Consider the following 21,663-nt stretch of genomic DNA (forward strand, 5'->3'; position numbering starts at 1 on the left):
CGATTTCATAACTAGCCTAGAATTAATAATATTCCTTCAATACAATAACCTATAACCTAACTTCACAATGAGATTCGTTTATGCTTTTCTATTACTTTTCCTTTTAAGAATTTCGGCCTTTGCCAATGATGGATACAAGCTTTGGCTTCAATATTACCCTATTGAGAATCCAAGCTATTGGCAAACTTCGACTCTAAAAAACTACCAAATAATCGGCACATCAGAGACGATAGATATAATCAAGACCGAACTTGAAACAGCAGCAGCGGGATTGATCAGCAAAATAAATCCTAGTGTAAAAAATCAGAAAAACACTTCAAATGCGCTACTCATAGCAAAGTATCAAGATTTGAATTTGAATGAAATACCAAAAGAGCAAATCTCACAACTCGGAAATGAGGGATATGCAATCTTCTTACACAATAAGTCCAAACAAACTGTAGTCACAGCAAATTCTGATATTGGATTGTTATATGGTACATTTCGACTACTTCAAATGATTCAAGTTGGGAAAATCATACCCAAAGAAGGCATTTTTCAAACCCCAAAAATCAATCACAGAGTGCTTAATCATTGGGACAACCTTGACAGAACAGTTGAAAGGGGGTATGCTGGCTTCAGCATTTGGAATTGGCACAGACTACCTAGACATATCGATCAGCAATATCATGATTATGCTAGGGCAAATGCATCTATAGGCATCAATGGCACTGTTCTGACCAATGTGAATGCTAATTCCTTGGTACTCACACCAGCCTATTTGGAAAAAGTCAAAGCTCTGGCTGATGTATTTAGACCCTACGGAATCAAGGTGTACCTCACCGCTAGATTTTCTTCTCCCATTGAAATAGGTAAACTCCCTACAGCAGACCCATTGGATGAAGATGTTCAAGCTTGGTGGAAAGACAAAGCCAAAGAAATCTATGAATATATCCCAGATTTTGGAGGATTTGTGGTCAAAGCTGATTCCGAAGGACAGCCTGGCCCACACAATTATAAAAGAACACAAGCCGACGGCGCAAATATGCTCGCAGAAGCGCTAGAGCCATATGGAGGAATTGTCATGTGGAGAGCATTTGTCTACAGCGAGCATACACCCGATGATAGACACAAGCAGGCCTATAATGAGTTCAAACCACTTGATGGGAAATTTAAAGAAAATGTAATCATTCAAGTGAAAAACGGTGCGATAGACTTTCAACCTAGAGAACCATTCCACCCCATGTTTGGAGCTATGCCTGCTACTCCACTGATGATGGAATTCCAGATTACACAAGAATATCTTGGTCATGATACACATTTGGCCTTCTTAGCTCCTCTCTTTGAAGAAGTTCTAAAAGAAGATACTTTTAGAGAAGGTGCTGGAAGTCAAATTGCTAAAGTGATAGATGGTACCTTACACAACCACAAACTCACGGCTATGGCAGGAGTAGCTAATATAGGTTCAGATCGAAACTGGACAGGCCACCATTTCCATCAAGCCAATTGGTACACATATGGGAAAATGGCATGGGACCCCTATTTAAACTCTGCTGAAATAGCTGAAGAATGGCTGAAACTCACTTTTACATCTGACAAAAACTTTGTAGAGCCTATCCAAAATATGATGCTTGCCTCTAGAGAAATGGTGGTCAATTATATGACGCCACTAGGACTACACCATATCATGGCAGAAAGCCACCACTACGGACCTGGACCATGGGTGACTGGCGGAAGAAGAGCTGATTGGACAGCTACTTATTACCATCAAGCTTCTGAAACTGGGATTGGGTTTGACAGAACAAAAACTGGATCAAACGCATTGGAACAATACGCTGAACCAATACAGAAACTTTGGGGAGATGTAGAAACTATACCAGAAGAACATCTACTATGGTTTCATCATTTGCCATGGTCACACAAACTTCAAAATGGAAAATCACTTTGGGATAACATCGCAATACACTATCAAAAAGGCGTAGATGAAGCAAAAGCCAATGTGAAACTTTGGGAAACTATGCAAGGAAAGATTGACCATGAAAGGTTTGCACACGTCCACTCCTTCTTAAAAATCCAAGCTGAGGAAGCCATATGGTGGAAAGATGCCTGCTTGGCATATTTCTCACAATTCTCGAAACTGCCTCTTCCTGATGGAGTAGAAAATCCAGCCCATGATTTGGAATACTACAAAAGCATTAAACCTAGGCATGTTCCAGGGATATAAGGAAGGATGAAGGATGTAGGGTGAAAGATGAAGGGTGAAGGATGAAGGGTGAGGGATGAAGGGTGAGGGATGAAGGGTGAAGGATGAAGGGTGAGGGATGAAGGGTGAGGGATGAAGGGTGAGGGATGAAGGGTGAAGGATGAGGGATGAAGGGTGAAGGGTGAAGGGTGAGGGATGAAAAAAACAAGTCCTGTGAGGACGACCGAGATCTTAGCCTCGGGTTTTAACCCAGGGAATGAAGCGATAGACAAGAATCAATCAAAATTAATCATATAATAACAGATGAACCAAGAATTTCAAAAGGTAGCAATAGTCACAGGTGGTGGATCTGGATTGGGGCTGGCTACGAGTATTAAACTGGTAAGTGAGGGAATCAAGACTATTATCGTTGGTAGAAATCAGCAAAAACTTGACGATGCAAAAGCTCAACTTGGACCACTTGCGGAAACAATTGCATTTGACTTAAGTAAATTGAATGAGATTCCAGCATTGATCGATGAGATCAAATCTAGGTTTGGACGAATAGATATATTAGTGAACAATGCTGGAATCAACATGAAGAAAGAATTCGGTGAGGTCAGTGATGCAGACTTTTTTGAAGTGATCAACACCAATGTACTTTCTGTATTTAGCATCAGTAGAGAAGTTAGTAAAGTGATGATGGCTCAAGGCAGTGGAGCTATCGTCATGATTTCTTCTATGGCTGCCAAATACGGAATCCCTAAAGTAATCGCCTATACAGCTGCAAAATCTGCCATTGAGGGCATGACAAAAGCCATGGCCGTAGAACTTTCACCAAAAGGCATACGAGTAAATTGTGTAGCCCCCGGATTTATCGTAACAGAGATGTCATCTAAAGCATTAAACAATGATCCAGAGAGAAAAAACAAAGTATTAGGCAGGACACCTATGGGATACTTAGGGGAAACTTCTGATATCGCCGAAGCTGTCTATTATTTTGCAAGCGATGCTTCAAAATATGTAACTGGCACATCACTAGCTGTAGATGGTGGAAATTCCATAGGGTTTTGACACTACAAAATACAGTAAAAATAATTGATTATCAGATATTTAATTGTAAATAAAAATTAAAAGAATCACCATTCTTTATAACTATTATCTTGACTGATAGCCTAAACCATTCAAAACTTCATCCCACTCTTAAAACCAAAGATTGAAAAACAATTAGACCTAAAAACCATGAAAAAACTTATTAAACCAATTTCAGCAATGGCATTTGCTGCATTGCTTTATGTACAGCCTTCGCAAGCTCAAAGCCTCAAAGATATGTTCAAAGATAGCTTCGATATCGGTGCTGCCATAGATAATAGACAGGCTTATGGCACAGATAGAGAAGGTAAAGCACATACTGTCCTTGCCAAGCACTTCAATAGCATAACGCCAGAGAACTTGATGAAATGGGGTTCTATACATCCACGTCCCGACACTTACCTTTTTGAACCTATGGATAGGTTGGTAAACTTGGCAGATTCTATTGGTGCTCGGGTCATCGGACACACGCTAGTATGGCACAATCAGACACCTGACTGGGTTTTTGAAGATGAGAATGGTGAGAGGTTGAGTGAATCAGCTTTGATCGAAAGGATGGAAAAGCACATCGAAACGGTCATGGGCAGATACAAAGGACGTGTGTTTGGATATGATGTGGTCAATGAGGCCATATTTGATAATGGTGAGTACAGGACCTCCAAATGGTTTGAAGCCAGTGAAACAAGGTTTATCAAAAAGGCATTTGCCAAAGCTGAGGCTGTCGATCCAGAAGCAGAGCTTTACTACAATGATTACAACATGTGGAAGCCTGAAAAGAGAGAGACAGCCATTAAGCTAGCTAAAGAAATCCGAGAAGAAGGTATTCGGATAGATGGTATTGGGTTGCAAGGACATTATGGATTGGAATCACCTTCTTTGGAGGAAATCGAAGCCTCTATTCTAAGAATCGCTGAGGAAGGATTCAAAGTAATGTTCACAGAAGTCGATATAGATGTATTACCCAATCCAGTAAACCGACATGGTGCGGATATAGATGCTACATTTGAATTTGATGAGAAATACAACCTCTACACAGATGGATTACCAGATGAAGTACATCAAAAGTTACTCAAAAGGTATGTGGAACTTTTCGAACTGTTCAAAAAGCATGAAGATAAGATTACTAGAGTCACTTTCTGGGGAATTCACGATGGAGGAAACTGGCTAAACAACTGGCCTATGAGAGGAAGGACAGCATATCCCCTACTCTTTGACAGGCAATATGAGCCTAAGATGGATATCATAGAGGCTATACAAAAAGTAGTAAATCAATAATTTTTGCAAAATTTTATTGATTGCTAGATCTTATATTTGATAAAAACAAAAATACGGAGTAAAATGCTTGATCAATAAATTGAGCTTACTCCGTATTTAAGATTAACCCCAAAATCACTTTCCAAGTGGAAACCTTCAGAAAATATATTTTTGCATTGTTTGCTGGACTGATTATCAGCCTACATACACATGCGAATGCACAAATCAATTCATTTACCACAGTAGAAGTAAATGATGGTATTTCACAATTGCAAGTAAGTCAAATGCTTGATTTTTTCCTTGACACTACCTCTCAATACAGTATCAAAGACATATCATCTCCTGAATTTCAACATAAATTTCAGAAAGTAACTGACGATCATGTGATCTATGATTACTTAGACTCGGATCTTTGGATGAGACTCACTGTCAGCAATAAACAAAGAGAACACAATCAATCTTGGTACTTTGAATCTTGGGGTTTTGATATTAAGAAATTTACTTTTTACTTCCCCAATCCAGATGGGACTTATCATGAAAATACCTCGGGATTTTCTTTACCATTTTTCGATAGAAATATCCATCACAAAAACTTCAATCAATTCCTTGACCTCAGACCAGGAGAAACGAAAACCTATTATCTCAAAGTACAGAGAAATTACAATCAGCAGTTCAGCTTTTATGTAAGGTCAAATGAGCGTTTTTTGGCACATTCACTAAACGAATATTTCCTTTTAGGTACTTATTATGGCGTTCTCATTTTAATTTTGATCTTTAATTTATATTTATTCATCAAACTTAAAGATCTTCTCTATTTATATTTTCCATGCTTGATTCTGGCCTGTATTTGGTTTTCGTTAGGAAGAGATGGATTGGGGTTCCAATATTTATGGCCTAATTCCCCTTGGATTAACAAATTAAACAATGAAAAAATAATTGAACTCTTTATAATTCTAGCAACTCTTTTATTTTCAAACCGATACATACAAAAATACACGAAAAGTGACAAAGTGTTCAAAGCCACTATCTGGGCGGCTTTTGCCAAATTGCTATTATTCTTGAGCCAAATTTATGTGTATGAGCTGTATTATATCAATTACCTCATCATTACATTTTTGATCTTGATCATACCATTTTCAATGGGACTGTATACGCTGGCCAAGGAAAAAATTTATTCCTGGTCTTACATTTTTGCCTTTGCCTGTCTATTCCTTGTCATCGTATATTCTTACTCAAAAAGCATTCAGCTTTTTGACAATCCTGTGATCAACTGGTATTTCGTTTATCCAGTCATCTTCATTGAGATGATTTTATTCTCCTTCTCGATTTTCAAACAAATCAAATTCCTACAGGATGAATATGTAAATGCAAACAAAGAAAGAACGCTGGTACTAGAAAAAAACAATCAGCTAACGCTACAACTCAATAGTAAACTAAAAGAAAAAGTAAAAGCACGAACAGAGAAAATTGAAAAAATGGCCTCTGATCTTGCAAAGAAAAATGTTGAGCTACAAACGACCAACCTGAGACTTGAAGAGCTCAATGCCCAAGTCACACAAATGAACAAGTTCCTCGAAGAAAACAACAAGGAACTAAAGATGAGTGTGCAAGTCACCACAAAAGACCTTGCCTTGATGAAAGGATTGGATTTCGAAGATTTCAAAAAAGTATTCCCAAATAAAGAGGCTTGCTTCCAATTTTTGTCAGAACTAAAATGGAAGGATAATTTTCATTGCAAAAAATGTGGCTACAACAAGTACAACGAAGGAGCCAATTTTGGAAGAAGGTGTAGGAACTGTAATTACTATGAATCGCCTACGGTTGACACTTTGTTTCACAAACTCAAATTCCCAATCGAAAAAGCATTCTATATCTTATACCTCACCAATAGAAAAGATGTTAATCTTTCTCTAAATGAAATTTCGGAAATCTTAGAACTACGTAGAGAAACATGCTGGGCATTCAAAAACAAAATCAATCTAGCCATGGAGAAGGTCAACCATAACAAAGATCTAAGTGGCTGGGAGACTCTTGCGCTAGTGCATTTGGATTGAGTTATCTAAATAGATATGCGTTCTGAAGGAACTTTTAAACTGTAATCAATAGAAAAGTTAACTTAAAATATTCGAATCAAAGAATCGGAATTTATATAAACTAATCGATTTCAACAATTCAAAGTAAATCTGGCCACACCGATGAGATCTTAAATGAAGTCAATAAAATTCTATTCTTAGTCTCGCGTGAGGTATCTGAAAAGAAAGCTAACATACTGGAAAGTGGTATCAAACAAATACAAATTGACCCATCTGAAATCAATGATACCATAGACTTTTCTGATTTAGTTAGTAGTATAAGATTAGTCTGATTAGAAGAAGACGGCAATTTTATGGCAGAAGCTTGGGAGGTGATTTTATAATATTTGATTCATTTGATGCAGCATTCACGCAGTTCTCTACTGTTTACAACAAAGTCTCTGGAAAAGTTATTGGCAATGGAAGGTTTTTAAAAGAGTCTAAAAACTATCATCTTTTATTCCCTTTTTTTCTCACTGTTGATGCTCCTGCAAACCGCTATATAAGTGTTTTGGAGGGGTATATTCTAAGGCACTATGTAAATGAAGCTAGTCCATTTTATCAATTTTTGACCAATGAAGATGACTTGGAGGCCCAATATTTGGTGGAAATGATACTTGATTCACTCAAGCAATAGTAAATCATAGTTATTTTTAATCTTTTACTTGTTATATAATTCGAAAAAAATAAAAATTTACATTAGGTTTCAAATAATACTTTGTAAATTTACTAACACCATTATATCACTTAATTCATAAAAAAATATATAATCAACATTATAATGTTACTTATATCTCCATCAAAAGCTCAAGTCAAAATAGCAAATAGTATTCGTGAAAGAAGGTTGCAAATGGATCTAACACAAGAAGGATTGGCAGATCGATCAGGAGTACCATTAGCTACTTTGCGGAAGTTTGAACAAAAGGGAATAATCTCTTTGGAATCTCTCTTAAAACTATTAATGATAGTTGGAGGCTTAGATGAAATTGTCAATACGCTCAAGCCAAGAAAAGCAAGCTATGAAACCATTGATGATGTTTTGAAAGATAATAATCAGTTTGAAAGAAAAAGAGGACGTAAAAAATGAATACCCAAGCTAGAGAAATTAAAGTTAGTCTTGATTTTGGAGCAGGCACGGAACCAGTTGGACGACTTGCTATCAACAATCAAACAATTTACTTTGAATACGAATTGTCATTCTTGGGGAAAGGCTTAGAAATCTCTCCTTTTCACTTACCACTAAAAAAAGGAGTAATAGAATTACCCTATCGTCCATTTGAAGGCTTAGCAGGTGTTTTCAATGATAGCTTACCAGATGGTTGGGGTAGGTTGCTTTTTGACAGAATGGTAAGATCAAAAGGTTTTATACCGCAAGATTTTTCTCCATTGGATAGGTTAGCTAATGTTGGGCTTTATGGTTTGGGTGCTTTGGTATATGAGCCAAATCATATTCAAGAAAATAGCAATTCAAAAATTGATTTAGATCTGTTGGCTGATCAAACAGAAGAAGTATTGCAAGGTAGCACTGATGACATTATAAGTGAATTACTTTCTTTGAATGGCTCTTCTGCTGGTGCACGTCCAAAGGCACTAATTGGCGTTGACTCAACATTTAAAAATATTATTCATGGTACTCATTCACTTAAAGTAGGTTTTGATCCATGGATAGTTAAATTCCCTAATCAACAAGATGGTACTGATGCTGGAGCTATTGAATTTGTATTTTCAAAAATGGCTGCATTGGCGGGAATAAATGTCCCTGACATACATCTATTCTCGTCTTCCAAAAGTCCAGGATATTTTGCAGTCAAAAGATTTGACCGGGAAAATGGGCAAAGAATTCATATGCATACAGTGAGTGGCTTGCTTCATAGTGATTTTCGGGTTCCTGCTTTGGATTATGAAGACCTTCTAAACTTGACAGGTCGACTTACTAAAGACATCCGTGAAGTTGAGAAAATCTATCGTTTGGCTGTATTCAATGTATTATCTCATAATAGAGATGATCATGGGAAAAACTTTAGCTTTCTAATGGATTCTTCTGGAAATTGGAGGTTAGCACCTGCTTATGATTTGACCTTTTCTAGTGGGCCTAGAGGTGAGCAAAGCACTATGGTGATGGGAGAAGGCAGAAACCCAAGAATAAGTCATTTATTAAAACTTGGTATAGAAGCAAAAATATCAAAAGAAAAAATTGACAACATTATCGAACAAACAGTAGATGCAGTAAACAATTGGGAAAACTTGGCCAAAAACTACGGTGTAAGTCAATCCAACATATCGTTCATAAGCAAAGCTATCAAAAAGATCACTCAAAATGATAGATAGCGACAACTGGGTTATCCGATCTATCTAACGCTTCAATTCTTAGGTTACTTAAGACTTGATTTTCCACTCCTTTCCTTTTGCTGATAGCTGTTATGAAATCAGCAGCATTCAACGTTCCGTATGCATAAGCATCATTAAAGTCATCAAACTTATAAAGCATTAAATGATTCACGTCATTTGTTATTTTTGAAGAGAATTTAAAAACTCCCTCTTCCTTGTTATACAAGCAAAATTTGGCAGAAGGTCCTTTATAGCTTGCCTCAAAAAACACATGCTGTTGATTTTCTAAAAATGTATCTCCCACATGTCCATAATTTTGTAGGGCAGCAGATAGTGTCTCAAAGCTATAGGTTTCCTCGATTGGTAATTGCCTATCTCCAAAATTGAAAAGATATCTCGGAGTAACATCTTTGCCCTTTAGGCTGAACACTTTATTGTAGAATGGCGGGATAAATAATACGGAATCATCATAAAGCCTAAATACATTTTGCTTTTCATATACGACATCTCTATAAGAGGGATATTCGAAGTGCTTTTCAATGATATTTGATTCATAACCTGAAATGAACAACTCAAAAGGGCCAGCTTCTACAACATTATATTTTGAAAGAAATGGATTATGATAAAAATACCCCCCAAATTCATAAATCTTACTCGATTTCCAATCAAACTTTTCTGTATGGCTATATTCCAAGTCTTTGAAAACAAGCATTTGCTGTCTGACATGATCATAAATTGCGATTTGACTTTCATCAATGAAAAACATATCTCCAAGCTCTAAATACTCTCCTTCTGCTTCTCCTTCCCTACCCAATTGTTTTACAAAATTACCTTCCCTATCAAAAACAAAAGCCGCATTTACAATTCTCTTGTCTAACACATATATGAAATTTTCGTTAATCAGCACCTTATCAACTTCTCCAATCAAACAAGCCGCACTTGTTTCTAAGGGTATATAGTCAATAGCATTTACAAATTCTGAAAAGTAAATCATATCCACTTCATTATGATCTACGATATCGAACACGACAAATCCTTCTTGATCATAGTAGACTTTCTCCAAACTAGCTCTTGACCTATCGCATGATAGTAAGAATAAATTTGCTAGCATGATTAAGCATATGAAACTTCTCATCTCTTCATTCTTTTTGAAATCAAAAATCTTTCAACCTAAACTTTACCAAAATAATGCTTTCGGCATCTCTTTGACTCTTTTCCAAATCAAGAATTCTTTGGGAAAGCTTGTTATTGTTATTTCTCACCATTCTAGAAAAATCATTTGAATTAAAGTAACCTATAAACTCCCCATCAACAGTTACTGTCTCCACAGACGGCATGGAAATATTATCCATATCATTGATCCAAGCCGAGCCAATATTGATCAAACGTTTGGTATTTTTTGAATAAAATGTCCTATTCACATATTTGTCATAAAAATAGGTAACACACAGAAAATCTGCCGTTTCACTCACCTTATAGAGAGTAGCCCAACCACCCACTTTTTTATTTTTATAATCCTCCATAAATGTGGAAAGCTCATCAGCTTCCATATCAAACAATCTTGGTGGATTAACATTGGTAAAGTCAAACCCAAATCTAGGATATACTCTCCCCTCTGCTAGATCAACCTTATAAATAACCGTATTGATTGATTCCATAAGCCTCAACGAATCCCCAACTTCATAAAACCCAAAGCCCGAAACTGGGTACATCAACAATTGCTCGCGATAGGTTGTCTCCAAATCTTGTTTTTCAATTTCTTCGGCATCATTCGCAATAAAGAACCTAGGCTGAATTGGAAAAGTACTTTCAAAGACATACTCATTTGGCAGTCGGGAATTATACATCACCATAGCAGAATCACTTATGGGAAAAAATGAGGAAAGACGTGCCTTGTTTCTCATAGCACCCAAATATTCACCTTTGATAGTATACTTAAGAATTTTTTGACTCATCGGTGAATAAATTAAAACATTACCCGATCTAGGCTCAACTTCAAAATCATTGATATCCCCATATTCTTCTGGCCCCTCACCTTTACTTTGGATGGCATTTATGAATTCACCCTCATCGGTAAATATAAAAACTGATGCGGTATGCCGATCGAAAATATAAACATGACCATTGTGATGAATCATTTTCGCTACCTCACCTATAACCATATCCCCCGGCAAGGTAAGTGGAAAGTAATCTATACTGGACACAATCAGCGATGCTTTCATCGAATACTCCTCATCTATATCATTTTTCGGATCTATCCTGATGATCTCTGCATTCCCGTAAAATTCACTTTCAAACTCCACTCCATCATTTGAATTGTCGCAAGCCTGAAGTAGCAATATGCAAGACAAACAACACTTGACAACAATGTCCCTAACCGATATTCTTGAATTTTTCATTTGATTACTTTTGGATCATGATTATCCGCTTACTTACAAGTAGAACCTAAATAATGGAACAAACCTGTGATTTATAGCCAATATCAATGAGTATCCAATATCTATTAGTATCGAATTTATATAGGCCCTTATTTAAATTGGTTAGTTGTATAATTACGGATATACATGTTTTGGATTTTTGATAGGAGAATCATGCTATTAAAAACTCTTCAAATTAAAAAAGCTCAAGACAGGATTACTTGATTTATCTATTCCTTCCAATAATTGGGTCAATCCCGATTCCTCCCTCCCAGATTTGGGAGAGATTTCACCTATCATAAGAACTACATCCGGCCAAGACACAGTCACGATGGACTGATCAAAATAATGGAAATAAGAAGCGGAACCGTTAGAGCTAAACAGGGAATGGGAAAAATGGCTAAATACAGGTCTCAACAAAGAAATCGAATTACCTGATTCTTTGGAATATAAAACATTAAAAACCTGTTTATCACCAAAAATGATAAACATAGCTCCATCTTTCAAACTGATGTATCCATTAACAAAACTTTTATTGGCATCCATCTCCAAATATTCTTGCGTATTGATGCTAGGCAAGCGCTCCTGAGGAAAACCATGTATCCCCATATCAACTTTATAAAAAGGCAATGCACCCTCCTGACTTATGGAATAAATCACATCTCTATAACGAGGATTGTAGAAAATATCCGAACCAGAAATCCGCAATGGATCTTGTATTGTAAAAGAAAAATTATGATTCCTGTCTTCAAACTTTTTGTAGCTTACTTTACCTTCCATATCAGCTACCACCAAAGCGTATCCATCAACATCTTCTTTATCCTGATTGGCTGACAATCCTGAGTTAAACACAAATTGATCATCTGTCAAATGAATCATGGAACTAAACAAAAAAGGCATGCGAACACTTTCTAAAAACTCCCCTTCATACGTATAAAATTTTATCCTTCGCCCATCCAAATCCACTAAGCAAATGCGCTTATTCGCAACATCCAAAGAAACGTCGCGAATAGAGAAATATTTATCTGGACCATCACCTACGGCATGAATCTTATGCGTAAATCTCCCTTCCATATCAAATACAAATATTGATTTGGAGACTTGCTTATCTACTACAAAAATCTTGTCATCATCAAAAAGCAAATTATCAACAGCACCAATCAAACTTTCATCGGTTGTCTCTAGCTTTACATACTTGACAAAATCTATATAATCCTCATACTTCATGTCCGACTTATTGTCGAAATCAACAACAACAAGGTGAGCTGCATCTATTTCATCTAACAGGTCAACATTGGTAGGCTTTTGGCTACAACTGCTGATAAATAGGCTCATGATTAAGAGCAAATAGACTGATTTTAAAATAGTAGACATGATTATTTGGATTAAAGGTTATGAGGAATTGAAATAAAATCATCAATCTGACACTACAGGTGAATCAAGCTTATTGAGATGAAAATCTGATTTAATCCAACACTTTTCATCATAATAAATAGTTGAACATTAACCAGAATACTTAATTCAATTTATTTGGACTGACTTTAAAGCCTACAGAAAAAGGGGAATGTATTGCTCCAAACATGATGTTTATTCAAATAAAAAAACCCATGCCTCTAGAAGAAGCATGGGTTTAATATGGTATTTCTAAAATATCTCCTGCGCAAAGAAATACAATTCATTTTTCCAGTATTCAAAATTGTGGTGATGTTCTGGTATTACCCTGTAGGTGTGAGTTATACCCTTACTATTCAAAAACTCATGAGCTCCATTTGACACATTCATCAAATTGTCCTTATCTCCACAACTCAAAAACAATAACTTCAGGTTTGATTTGGTAACCTCTGGCTTAGGAAGTAATGCCTCTCCCCTCTTAGTATTAGGAGCTGGTGAGAATGCCCCAATCCATGCAAAATGCTCTGGGTTGCCCAATCCAAAATTCATGGATTGTCCTCCACCCATCGAAAGACCGGCAACAGCTCTATTTTCCACTCCAGGTTTTACTTTGTATTCCTTCTCAATGTAAGGAATCAGGTCCTTAATCAAATCTTCCTCGAAAGTTGCAAAAGCCTTCACCGGTTCTGCTCCAAATATATCTCCTTCGGCACGATCATTTTTCATCGCTCGACCATTTGGAATCACGATGATCATAGGTTTTGCTTTATTCGAAGCATAAAGGTTATCTAGGATCACATCTGGAGTGCCATGATCTAGCCACTCACGCTCATCACCACCTATGCCATGCAGCAAGTACAAAACAGGGTATGCTACATTGGCATCAAAGTTTGGTGGTAGGTAAATATTTGCTTTCCTTTCTACTCCCACTGTTTTGGAAGGATACGAAAACTCTTTGACTTCCCCTTGAGGCTTGCTTGTATCAGGTTTGTCAAAGCCTTCTGGCGCAATTAGCTGATCTGACTGACCAAACACAAAGTTCGTAAGTGCCAAGCTAAGCATCAAGACTGTTGTTTTTAGTGCTTTCATGGGTTATTGGGATTTATTTATTGTTGATTGTATTAATTTTTGCTACGAAGGCACTAAGACACAAAGGGGTTTGCTTTTGATTTAAGATTTTAGATCTTAGATTTTAGATTTTAGATTTTAGATTTATATCTTTCGACACGAGCTTCTTGTCTCTTGTTTCTTGTCTCTTGTCTCTTGTCTCTTGACTCTATATGTAAACCTTCGAGGTTTTTTGAAACCTCAAAGGTTAGTCCCTCTCTATCACAACTTATAATATTCTTCCCAACCTTTTCTTGGAGGGGTTCCGTTGAGTAGTTCGTTGGCTACTTTATTGTTCGTGATTACTTTTTTCTTTCTGTCAAACTTGAGGTTTGCATTCATCTGTTGCGCAAGCACGCCCAAGGAGAATACTTGACTAAGTGGGCCAGATACTTCAAAAGGAGATCTAGTTTTTTCTTCACCTTTCACTGCCAAGAGAAAATTTGCAAAATGATTAGATGAACTTTTTGGCACTTCAGGAAGACTGTTTTTCATATCATTAGCCGCTTCTTCAGGTATGATCGAAAGTGTGCTTCCATGAGATCCACCTTTGAAAGTAAGGTCCTTGCCGTAAATTATTTTCCCAGGATTCAATGTTCTCTGTTCAATCTGTCCAGTACCAGCCGCAGGAATATCAGCACTCAATTCAGAACTACCATATCCTTCAGGAAGAGGTGGAAGATTCTCCAATCCATCATACCAAGTCACTGTAAGTGCTGGCATTTTCTTTCTTTTCGGGAATTTAAAATCCAATGTAGTGGCTTGTGGGTAGAATAGCGGATTGTGCCCATCAAGCTTCACAGCATTGATTTCTTCTGGCAAACCTAAGTCCAAATACCTGTGGAAGCTATCCATGATATGTGCACCCCAGTCTCCCAAAGCACCCATTCCAAATTCATACCAACATCTCCACTGACCATTAGCAAAATCCTTATTATAATTATGATGCTCAGCTGTAGTCAGCCATAAGTCCCAATCTAAGGTTTCTGGGATTGGCTCTGCTGCTGGATAAGTAGTCTTTGAAGTATCCCATCCATGCCACCTTCTTCTGCTGTTCATATGACAATCGATATGTTTGACATCTTTGATGATCCCAGCATCCACCCAAGCTTTGAATTGAAATGCATTGGCTTCAGAATGTCCTTGATTACCCATTTGGGTAATTACATCATACTTTTTGGCTGCTTTCATCATCAACTCCACCTCTTGGAATGTTCTAGCCATCGGCTTTTCTACATACACAGGCTTTCCTGATGCCATGGCATGCATGGTAATCGGGAAGTGAGAAAAGTCTGGTGTACAGATCACCGCCGCATCAAATTCAACCCCATTCTTATCAAATAAATCTCTAAAATCCTTATATCTCTTCGCCTTGGCGTGCTTGTCCATGATTTTGGCAGTATGGGGTGCTCCCATATCTACATCACAAAGTGCAACAACATTAGACAAGCCTGTCCTATCAAAATCATTGATTACTTGCTCCCCTCTGTTTCCTATTCCAATACATGCCAAATTCACCCTATCACTTGGGACTTTTGATGCCATTTGTACTATCTCACCAGCCTTATCACGAATTTCTGGCTTGGAAAATAATACATGGCTTGGAATGATATGGAAGGCTCCAAATGCCAAAGCACTTTTCTTTAGAAAATCTCTTCTCTTATCGCCTTTTGTTTGTTTAGGTTGATTGGATTTATCTTTCATCTTGGTAAAATTATATTTAATTCCCAAAATACAGCTTATTGCATTCAAATAGAAACCGATTGCAAAATTCTACGCATACGATTGCAAAACTCTATGCGCACCTCTGATTTTTTTACAGCAAAACAATTTTATCGCTTTTGAACCAGTTTCTGTACTTCAAAATAAACCGGTTTAGGCTTTAATTCTTCATCTAAGAGAAATGGGAAGGCTTTTCTCCCAGGTTTGTCTAGCCAAGTATGATCATCACCTATACCCCAAAAAGTAACGTTGGTAATGATATCACTATAATCTAATAGAACATTGAATATCATAGAATAAGCCACTTTCTGTCTAAATGAAAATGTACTGTTGTATTCCGTTGATCCAGGCTCATCATTTGATGCATACACAGGGATATCCAGCTCAGTTATGTGCAACTCTACCCCTAGTTCTCTAAACAAATTCAAAGTTGTTCGAAGGTCTGATTCAGTGGTATTCACTGACCAGTGACCCTGCAAGCCAATTCCATCAATTGGGATACCATTATCTTTCAATCTTTTGACCAAATCATATATTTTGTTTCTTTTCCAACTAAAAATTGAATTGTAGTCATTGTAAAACAATTTGGCATCTGGATCAGCCCTTCTTGCATATACGAATGCTGAATCTATGTAGGCGGGTCCCATGATTTTATACCAAGGAGAATCCTCCCTATAAATAATCTGCCCATTCGGATCCCAATCAAACATGGCTTCATTCACCACATCCCAAGCATACACATCCCCTTTGTAACGAGACACCACAGTAGTAATATGCTCTTCCAATTGTTTCATAGCAACTTCTGGCGTATGAAGGTCTCCATTTTCATCATAAAACATCCAATCAGGAGATTGTGAGTGCCATGTCAAGGTATGCCCTCTAACTTTCATGTTGTTATTCTTAGCAAACTGGACGATTCTATCTGCATTATCCCATGTAAATTGGCCTTTGACGCGCTGAAGTGCATCTGGCTTCATCACATTCTCTGCTGTCAAACTAGCATAATGCGTCTTTAGTGCTTGTCCATGAGCTGTACCTAGATCAGTTTGTTGGGGCGTCACTGCTGCACCTATAAGGAAATAGTCTTTGAACAACTCCCTGAGAGGTATGGCTACTTCGGCCTGGTCTTTATCGTCTTTTTTATCTTCTAATTCAGGAGTGACCTCCGCAGGGTCTGTACAGCTAAAAACTACCAAAGCAAAAGCTAAAATAGTCCACAAATTTGATGAATAGATTTTCATTGTATTAGGTGTTTTGGGTTAATGGTTTATTGGAATATATGTTAGTCAATGGTTTGTTTTGATAGATTTATTCGTTTGTGGGGACACAGACCAAGAAGGTTTGTGATAGAAATTGAATGGTTTATGAAGACTCAAACCAGGAGATTGAATTGTCTTGGTAAGGCTCAAGTCAAAGGACAAATGATATTGTCCCGAATTCTCAAGTTCCATAATCCTTAATCTTTGAATTTTATAATCCCTAAATCTTTCAAATCACTTCCCGAATGTCCAGTAATCAAAATACATGATGTCTTTTGGTGCTTTTCCTTTGAATACAAAATACAAATCATGTACACCACTCACTTGCTCAACTTCAGCACTCACCAGTGACCACCTATCGTCCCCGCCAGTGAGCGGAACTCTCACGGAAGTCAGTAGCTTTCCATCTTTACTGCCCAACCTCACTTCCATATTCACATCCCCATTGTGGGTAGTACCTACTCGTGCAGTGAATTTAGTAGCTCCTTTCTCTCGAAAATCAACACCTACAACTTTGGTGTAAGCATCATTTCGTGTGGCTGTGATAAAGTTACCCACTACCTCATTACTTTTGGCTTTGACACCTTCTGACCAGGCAATCATTTCTGCTTCATTTTTCACATAAGGATTGACAGATCCTATGCTTTTGGTGATTCCTTCTGTCATTTTCATGGGAACTATTGTACCATCTTCATTGAAAGTCACTTCCTCTACAGCAACTGACCGGGTAAAGCCACTTCCTCCAGGCAAAGCTCCATTGTGATAGAAAAGGTATGTTTTTCCTTTGTAATCAATAATTCCGGGATGATTCGTGAAGCTTCTCCCTTCTGATGGCATCAGTACCCCTTTGTATTCCCATGGTCCTGTCGGACTATCACTCATAGAGTAACCCAGATGCTCTGGTAACTCACCCGCGGCAAAAAGGAGATAATACATCCCATTACGCTTATAAAGCCAAGGACCTTCTTCGTAGGTAGTAGGCCTCTTAGGGTCATCAGCTTTCCTTTTACCAAAGGACTCAATAGTATTTGGAAATTCTCCAACTTCACCATCAATTGAGATCATGTCTTCGTTCAATTTGACATAGTGACACACTGGATTTCCCCACATCAAGTAAGCTTGCCCATCATCGTCTACAAATGCTGTTGGGTCAATATCAGCCATACTATTGCTTATCAAAGGCTTACCTAAAGGATCAATAAATGGCCCATAAGGACTATCCGAAACCGCCACACCTATTCCGTTTTTATTGTTCCGATCTGTAATTGGTACATACATATAAAATTTTCCGTCTCGCTCAATACATTGTGGTGCCCAAGCGTTCATTTTACCCCATGAAAAATCCTTATATGACAATATGGCTCCATGATCTGTCCAGTTTACCATATCCTCTGTGGTATATAATCTCCAGTCGTTCATGGTAAACCAAGTCGATCCATCTTCATCGTGTGAAGTGTATAGAAAGACTTTATCATTGTAAACCAATGGCGCAGGATCTGCTGTGTAGGCAGTCTGTATGATCGGGTTTTGGGCTAAAGCAAATGTGCTAAGGCATGTAAGAAGAGCACTTAAAAACCAAAGGGGCAAATTGTTAATTTTCATTTCAATATTTTTTGATCAAAAAGTCAGTTTTAGACTAGTTGATTATACATTTATTTTAAAATCTCAATGATCTGTCAATACAAAACCTCCTCGGGATTGTATGGTGACTGTAACCTCTCCATTTTTACCAGCTTCTATAGTTTTCATGCTAGGTTCTCTTTTCTTATCATCATTGTACAAAGAAATTTTCTTTCCTTTGAGCATGGGCAAATTAAGCTTGAGCGTCTTTGCATCAGCTTCTGCATTGACCCCAGCGATATACCAATTGGATCCACTTCTCCTAGCTATCACACTGTATTTTCCTGGATAGCCATCAATGTGAATCGTCTCATCCCATGTTGTTGGTAGTTTTCTAAGAAATTCCAACTCAAATGCAGGAACATCTGTAAGGTTGTTTGGTGTTAAGCCAAACATTTGGACGGGATTTTGGAACAATACTCCTGTGGCAAGTTGGAAGATATCGGTTGTCAATCGCTCTTGTCCTCGCTGATTTCCACGGTTTAGGTATTTATTTAGTATGATCCCTCCAAACTCCATACTTGCCACTGAATTCCTAATAAAAGGATGTAGTGTAGCATAAAATGCCTCCTTCTCTCTTGTGTCCTGAACGAAAACCAACATCTCCGAAGCCAATACAGCTTCGCTCCCCACAAAGTTGGGATACATTCTTTCCCAACCTCTCGGTAAGGTAGCACCATGAAAAATAATCATCAAGCCATATTCATTGGCATCTGAAAGAATGTCTTCATATAAGCGCAATGTTTCTTGCTTGTCTCCACCAAAGAAATCTACCTTCAAACCTTTGACACCAGCTTTTTGAAGCCATTTCATTTCTTTTTTACGTGCAATGGACGTGTTCATTTTATTGAGCGGAGTCTGAAAGGCGTCATTGGCAGTTCCATTAGAATTGTACCATAAGAAGACATCTACACCTTTAGAGTTGGCATATTGAATCAACTCTTCCATCCGGTCATATCCGATTCTCTCATCCCACCAGGCATCTATCAAGATGTATTCGAAATCCATAGCAGCGGCCATGTCGATATATTTGATTTGATCTTCATAGTTCATACTATTGTCTTGCCATATGATCCAACTCCATGTGCCTTTTCCATATTTGTAATCTTGAGAAGCTTCATACAAAGGCTCTACCACATCGTACGAAATAGTTGTCTCTACTATAGGCTTCAATGAGGATCCCAAGGTAATCGTTCTCCATGGTGTATGGCTTGGCAGACCTAGCTGTGCTCCAGTGCTCCCAAATCCATTATTTTGCTCCATTTGAGGATATGAAACGGTGTAAACCCCATCTTGAATCCCACTCAAATGTGCTGCTGTATAATTGCTACCGACACCTGTCTCTGAAAGCAATACCCAACCATCATTTCCTACTTTGAATAAGCCAGGAAAAACATAACCTAATCTAGCATTGGTCTTATCGATAGGTTCATCAGTGACATAGCCACTTTCATAACTAGGTGCAGTTCTTGCAAATCCAGTCATGGGACGCATCATATTTGACAAAAACGCTGTAGATGAGGTTGGGAATCTGAATCCTGTGATCTCTTTTTCTACCACAATACCTTTGGTCTCCTTCCACATTGGAAGCTCATACCTGAAAGCAATATCATTGTCACTGATTTGAAAGTGAACTGAAATTTCTTGATCAGCTTCATTCTTGATTGTGTAAGTGAGTGTATTGGCTTTATACTGAATATCAGACTTTTTGATTCGATCTTGATTGTAAGACTGATCTACTTTGCCAGTTTTGGTTTTGACAAAAGAAAGTTGATCGATGAAGGATCCAGCATTGGTTTCCAAACCCAAAGGAGATTTATCAAGCATGGTCTTCTGATCGTAATTCACGGAGTAAAATAACTTTCCATCTTCTATTACCAAACTTACTTTGACTAGTCCATCTGGACTAGCTACTTGAGCTACTTCTTGCGCAAAGACTTGGCTTGAAATAAAAATGAATGCTATTAATAATGTGTATTTCATGGATATTACTTTCTTGGTAGTTGGTGGTTTAATTTAGTGATTGATACTTTTTAATGTAAGCAACTTGCTTTTAATCCACAGCTTCGACCCCTGCTTCTGTTTGGATCACTTTCTGAATGGTGCCATCTTCATTGTAGTACATGTAGTCTATACAAATCGATCTTCTGTAGCTTCCTCCAGTCGGCAACACACCATTGTGATAGAAGAAATAGTCTTTACCCTTGTATGTAACCACTCCTGGATGTACAGTGAAGCTATTGGGTACACTTTCCATGATCACTCCTTTGTGCTCCCAAGGACCTTCTGGACTTGTTGCAATAGCATAATCTATTTGCTCAGCTTTCTCACCCTTACTTGCATACAATAAGTAATACAAATCTTTACGTTTGTAAACCCAAGGGCCTTCTATGAAATTCTCAGGGTTCAGGTAGTTGATCGGGCCATCCATTTCTATCATATTATCCTTCAACTTCGCCCATTTTAGACTTCCGTTACCCCAGTAGATGTAGGCCTGACCGTCATCATCAATAAATACAGCTGGATCAATATCATCCCAACCATGCTTGTTGTCCGTAGTCATTTCATTGACTACAAGCGCTTTTCCGATAGCATCTACAAATGGACCGGTTGGACTATCGGAAACTGCTACACCAATGGCTGCACCTCCTTTACTGTTTTCATCTTCTTTGTGAAATGTGGAAACGTAGAAATAAAATTTACCATCTCGTTCTGTACAATGCGCTGCATAAGCATCTCCCGTGGCCCAGGAAAAAGTTTTTGGTGAAACTGGAGCACCTTGATACTCCCAATTCACCATATCTGTTGAAGAAAAGACTAACCAATCCTTCATTTCATAATTTTTGGATGTGGTAGAAGCTGTATCGTGACTAGTGTACAGATACACCACATCATTGTAGACAATAGGTGCAGGGTCGGCTGTGAAAAAATCTTTGATTATGGGATTCTGAGCATAACCAAGCTGGAAAAACAGGCAAAATTTGAGTGTAAAAAGAATTTTGAATGAGGTATTCATTGGGTTTAGGTTTGAGAGTTGGAGTAAACTTTCCCAAAGTTTTGAACTTTGGGAAAGTTATAATTTGAAAGATTAGAAAAGGTAAATCTACCTTTTCAGTCTATTTAGAAATTTATATTTAGATAGCAATTTCGTTTAGTTAAGAAATCAGACCTGCCAGGTTTAAATCATTTAATTGGTCTTAAAGCCAAATAAAAGCCCTTTTCTTTTTTAATAGAAAACC

16 protein-coding genes are annotated in these 21,663 nt (G+C 37.7%); 7 read left to right on the forward strand and 9 right to left on the reverse strand.

Translation table 11 applies throughout. The features are described 5' to 3' along the window. The first annotated feature begins 67 nt into the window (after positions 1 to 67). The 7 genes from MM214_RS09135 (at position 68) to MM214_RS09165 (ending at position 8,907) form a co-directional block, all read left to right on the forward strand. Positions 68 to 2,203, forward strand: coding sequence for an alpha-glucuronidase family glycosyl hydrolase (locus MM214_RS09135; protein WP_241294574.1), 2,136 nt, complete (start codon positions 68 to 70; stop codon positions 2,201 to 2,203). A gap of 282 nt (positions 2,204 to 2,485) precedes the next feature. Further along, positions 2,486 to 3,235, forward strand: coding sequence for an SDR family NAD(P)-dependent oxidoreductase (locus MM214_RS09140; protein WP_241294575.1), 750 nt, complete (start codon positions 2,486 to 2,488; stop codon positions 3,233 to 3,235). A gap of 168 nt (positions 3,236 to 3,403) precedes the next feature. Next, positions 3,404 to 4,528, forward strand: coding sequence for an endo-1,4-beta-xylanase (locus tag MM214_RS09145; RefSeq protein ID WP_241294576.1), 1,125 nt, complete (start codon positions 3,404 to 3,406; stop codon positions 4,526 to 4,528). Between the two features lie 125 nt (positions 4,529 to 4,653). Next, the gene (locus MM214_RS09150) at positions 4,654 to 6,561 is read left to right on the forward strand and encodes a 7TM diverse intracellular signaling domain-containing protein (RefSeq protein ID WP_241294577.1); all 1,908 of its coding nucleotides are present in this window, start codon (positions 4,654 to 4,656) and stop codon (positions 6,559 to 6,561) included. A gap of 343 nt (positions 6,562 to 6,904) precedes the next feature. Beyond that, complete coding sequence (locus tag MM214_RS09155) at positions 6,905 to 7,216, forward strand: hypothetical protein (protein WP_241294578.1); 312 nt, start codon at positions 6,905 to 6,907, stop codon at positions 7,214 to 7,216. Between the two features lie 144 nt (positions 7,217 to 7,360). Next, a complete protein-coding gene (locus tag MM214_RS09160) occupies positions 7,361 to 7,666 on the forward strand; it encodes a helix-turn-helix transcriptional regulator (RefSeq protein WP_241294579.1) in 306 nt (101 codons plus the stop codon). Then, complete coding sequence (locus MM214_RS09165; protein ID WP_241294580.1) at positions 7,663 to 8,907, forward strand: type II toxin-antitoxin system HipA family toxin; 1,245 nt, start codon at positions 7,663 to 7,665, stop codon at positions 8,905 to 8,907. The genes MM214_RS09160 and MM214_RS09165 overlap by 4 nt, the downstream gene beginning before the upstream one ends. Here MM214_RS09165 and MM214_RS09170 read toward each other — a convergent pair. The 9 genes from MM214_RS09170 to MM214_RS09210 form a co-directional block, all read right to left on the reverse strand. Beyond that, positions 8,888 to 10,018 (reverse strand): 6-bladed beta-propeller, encoded by a 1,131-nt coding sequence (locus MM214_RS09170; RefSeq protein ID WP_241294581.1) that lies wholly within the window; start codon positions 10,016 to 10,018, stop codon positions 8,888 to 8,890. The genes MM214_RS09165 and MM214_RS09170 overlap by 20 nt on opposite strands. A gap of 43 nt (positions 10,019 to 10,061) precedes the next feature. Further along, entirely contained in the window at positions 10,062 to 11,306 is a 1,245-nt protein-coding gene (locus tag MM214_RS09175) for a 6-bladed beta-propeller (protein ID WP_241294582.1), read from the reverse strand. A gap of 198 nt (positions 11,307 to 11,504) precedes the next feature. Further along, entirely contained in the window at positions 11,505 to 12,659 is a 1,155-nt protein-coding gene (locus MM214_RS09180; protein WP_241294583.1) for a 6-bladed beta-propeller, read from the reverse strand. A gap of 309 nt (positions 12,660 to 12,968) precedes the next feature. Continuing rightward, positions 12,969 to 13,805, reverse strand: a complete 837-nt coding sequence (locus tag MM214_RS09185) for an alpha/beta hydrolase (protein WP_241294585.1) — start codon at positions 13,803 to 13,805, stop codon at positions 12,969 to 12,971. A gap of 240 nt (positions 13,806 to 14,045) precedes the next feature. After that, on the reverse strand, positions 14,046 to 15,527 hold the full coding sequence (locus tag MM214_RS09190) for a Gfo/Idh/MocA family oxidoreductase (protein WP_241294587.1): 1,482 nt from the start codon (positions 15,525 to 15,527) through the stop codon (positions 14,046 to 14,048). 128 nt (positions 15,528 to 15,655) lie between these two features. Next, positions 15,656 to 16,786 (reverse strand): endo-1,4-beta-xylanase, encoded by a 1,131-nt coding sequence (locus tag MM214_RS09195; protein ID WP_241294589.1) that lies wholly within the window; start codon positions 16,784 to 16,786, stop codon positions 15,656 to 15,658. Positions 16,787 to 17,038: 252 nt separating this feature from the next. Further along, on the reverse strand, positions 17,039 to 18,406 hold the full coding sequence (locus MM214_RS09200; protein WP_241294591.1) for a glycoside hydrolase family 43 protein: 1,368 nt from the start codon (positions 18,404 to 18,406) through the stop codon (positions 17,039 to 17,041). A 63-nt stretch (positions 18,407 to 18,469) separates the two neighbouring features. Continuing rightward, a complete protein-coding gene (locus MM214_RS09205) occupies positions 18,470 to 20,407 on the reverse strand; it encodes a glycoside hydrolase family 97 protein (RefSeq protein WP_241294594.1) in 1,938 nt (645 codons plus the stop codon). 70 nt (positions 20,408 to 20,477) lie between these two features. After that, a complete protein-coding gene (locus tag MM214_RS09210; RefSeq protein ID WP_241294596.1) occupies positions 20,478 to 21,440 on the reverse strand; it encodes a glycoside hydrolase family 43 protein in 963 nt (320 codons plus the stop codon). Positions 21,441 to 21,663: the final 223 nt, after the last annotated feature.

The sequence above is a fragment of the Belliella kenyensis genome, from assembly GCF_022549675.1.
In the GTDB taxonomy this organism is placed as follows: Bacteria; Bacteroidota; Bacteroidia; order Cytophagales; family Cyclobacteriaceae; genus Belliella; species Belliella kenyensis.

Excerpts from the sequence above, each read along its gene's own strand:
- MM214_RS09135 (WP_241294574.1), top strand. The coding sequence starts at position 68 with ATGAGATTCGTTTATGCTTTTCTATTACTTTTCCTTTTAAGAATTTCG.
- MM214_RS09140 (WP_241294575.1), top strand. The coding sequence starts at position 2,486 with ATGAACCAAGAATTTCAAAAGGTAGCAATAGTCACAGGTGGTGGATCT.
- MM214_RS09145 (WP_241294576.1), top strand. The coding sequence starts at position 3,404 with ATGAAAAAACTTATTAAACCAATTTCAGCAATGGCATTTGCTGCATTG.
- MM214_RS09160 (WP_241294579.1), top strand. The coding sequence starts at position 7,361 with ATGTTACTTATATCTCCATCAAAAGCTCAAGTCAAAATAGCAAATAGT.
- MM214_RS09165 (WP_241294580.1), top strand. The coding sequence starts at position 7,663 with ATGAATACCCAAGCTAGAGAAATTAAAGTTAGTCTTGATTTTGGAGCA.
- MM214_RS09170 (WP_241294581.1), bottom strand. The coding sequence starts at position 10,018 with ATGCTAGCAAATTTATTCTTACTATCATGCGATAGGTCAAGAGCTAGT.
- MM214_RS09175 (WP_241294582.1), bottom strand. The coding sequence starts at position 11,306 with ATGAAAAATTCAAGAATATCGGTTAGGGACATTGTTGTCAAGTGTTGT.
- MM214_RS09180 (WP_241294583.1), bottom strand. The coding sequence starts at position 12,659 with ATGAGCCTATTTATCAGCAGTTGTAGCCAAAAGCCTACCAATGTTGAC.
- MM214_RS09185 (WP_241294585.1), bottom strand. The coding sequence starts at position 13,805 with ATGAAAGCACTAAAAACAACAGTCTTGATGCTTAGCTTGGCACTTACG.
- MM214_RS09190 (WP_241294587.1), bottom strand. The coding sequence starts at position 15,527 with ATGAAAGATAAATCCAATCAACCTAAACAAACAAAAGGCGATAAGAGA.
- MM214_RS09195 (WP_241294589.1), bottom strand. The coding sequence starts at position 16,786 with ATGAAAATCTATTCATCAAATTTGTGGACTATTTTAGCTTTTGCTTTG.
- MM214_RS09200 (WP_241294591.1), bottom strand. The coding sequence starts at position 18,406 with ATGAAAATTAACAATTTGCCCCTTTGGTTTTTAAGTGCTCTTCTTACA.
- MM214_RS09205 (WP_241294594.1), bottom strand. The coding sequence starts at position 20,407 with ATGAAATACACATTATTAATAGCATTCATTTTTATTTCAAGCCAAGTC.
- MM214_RS09210 (WP_241294596.1), bottom strand. The coding sequence starts at position 21,440 with ATGAATACCTCATTCAAAATTCTTTTTACACTCAAATTTTGCCTGTTT.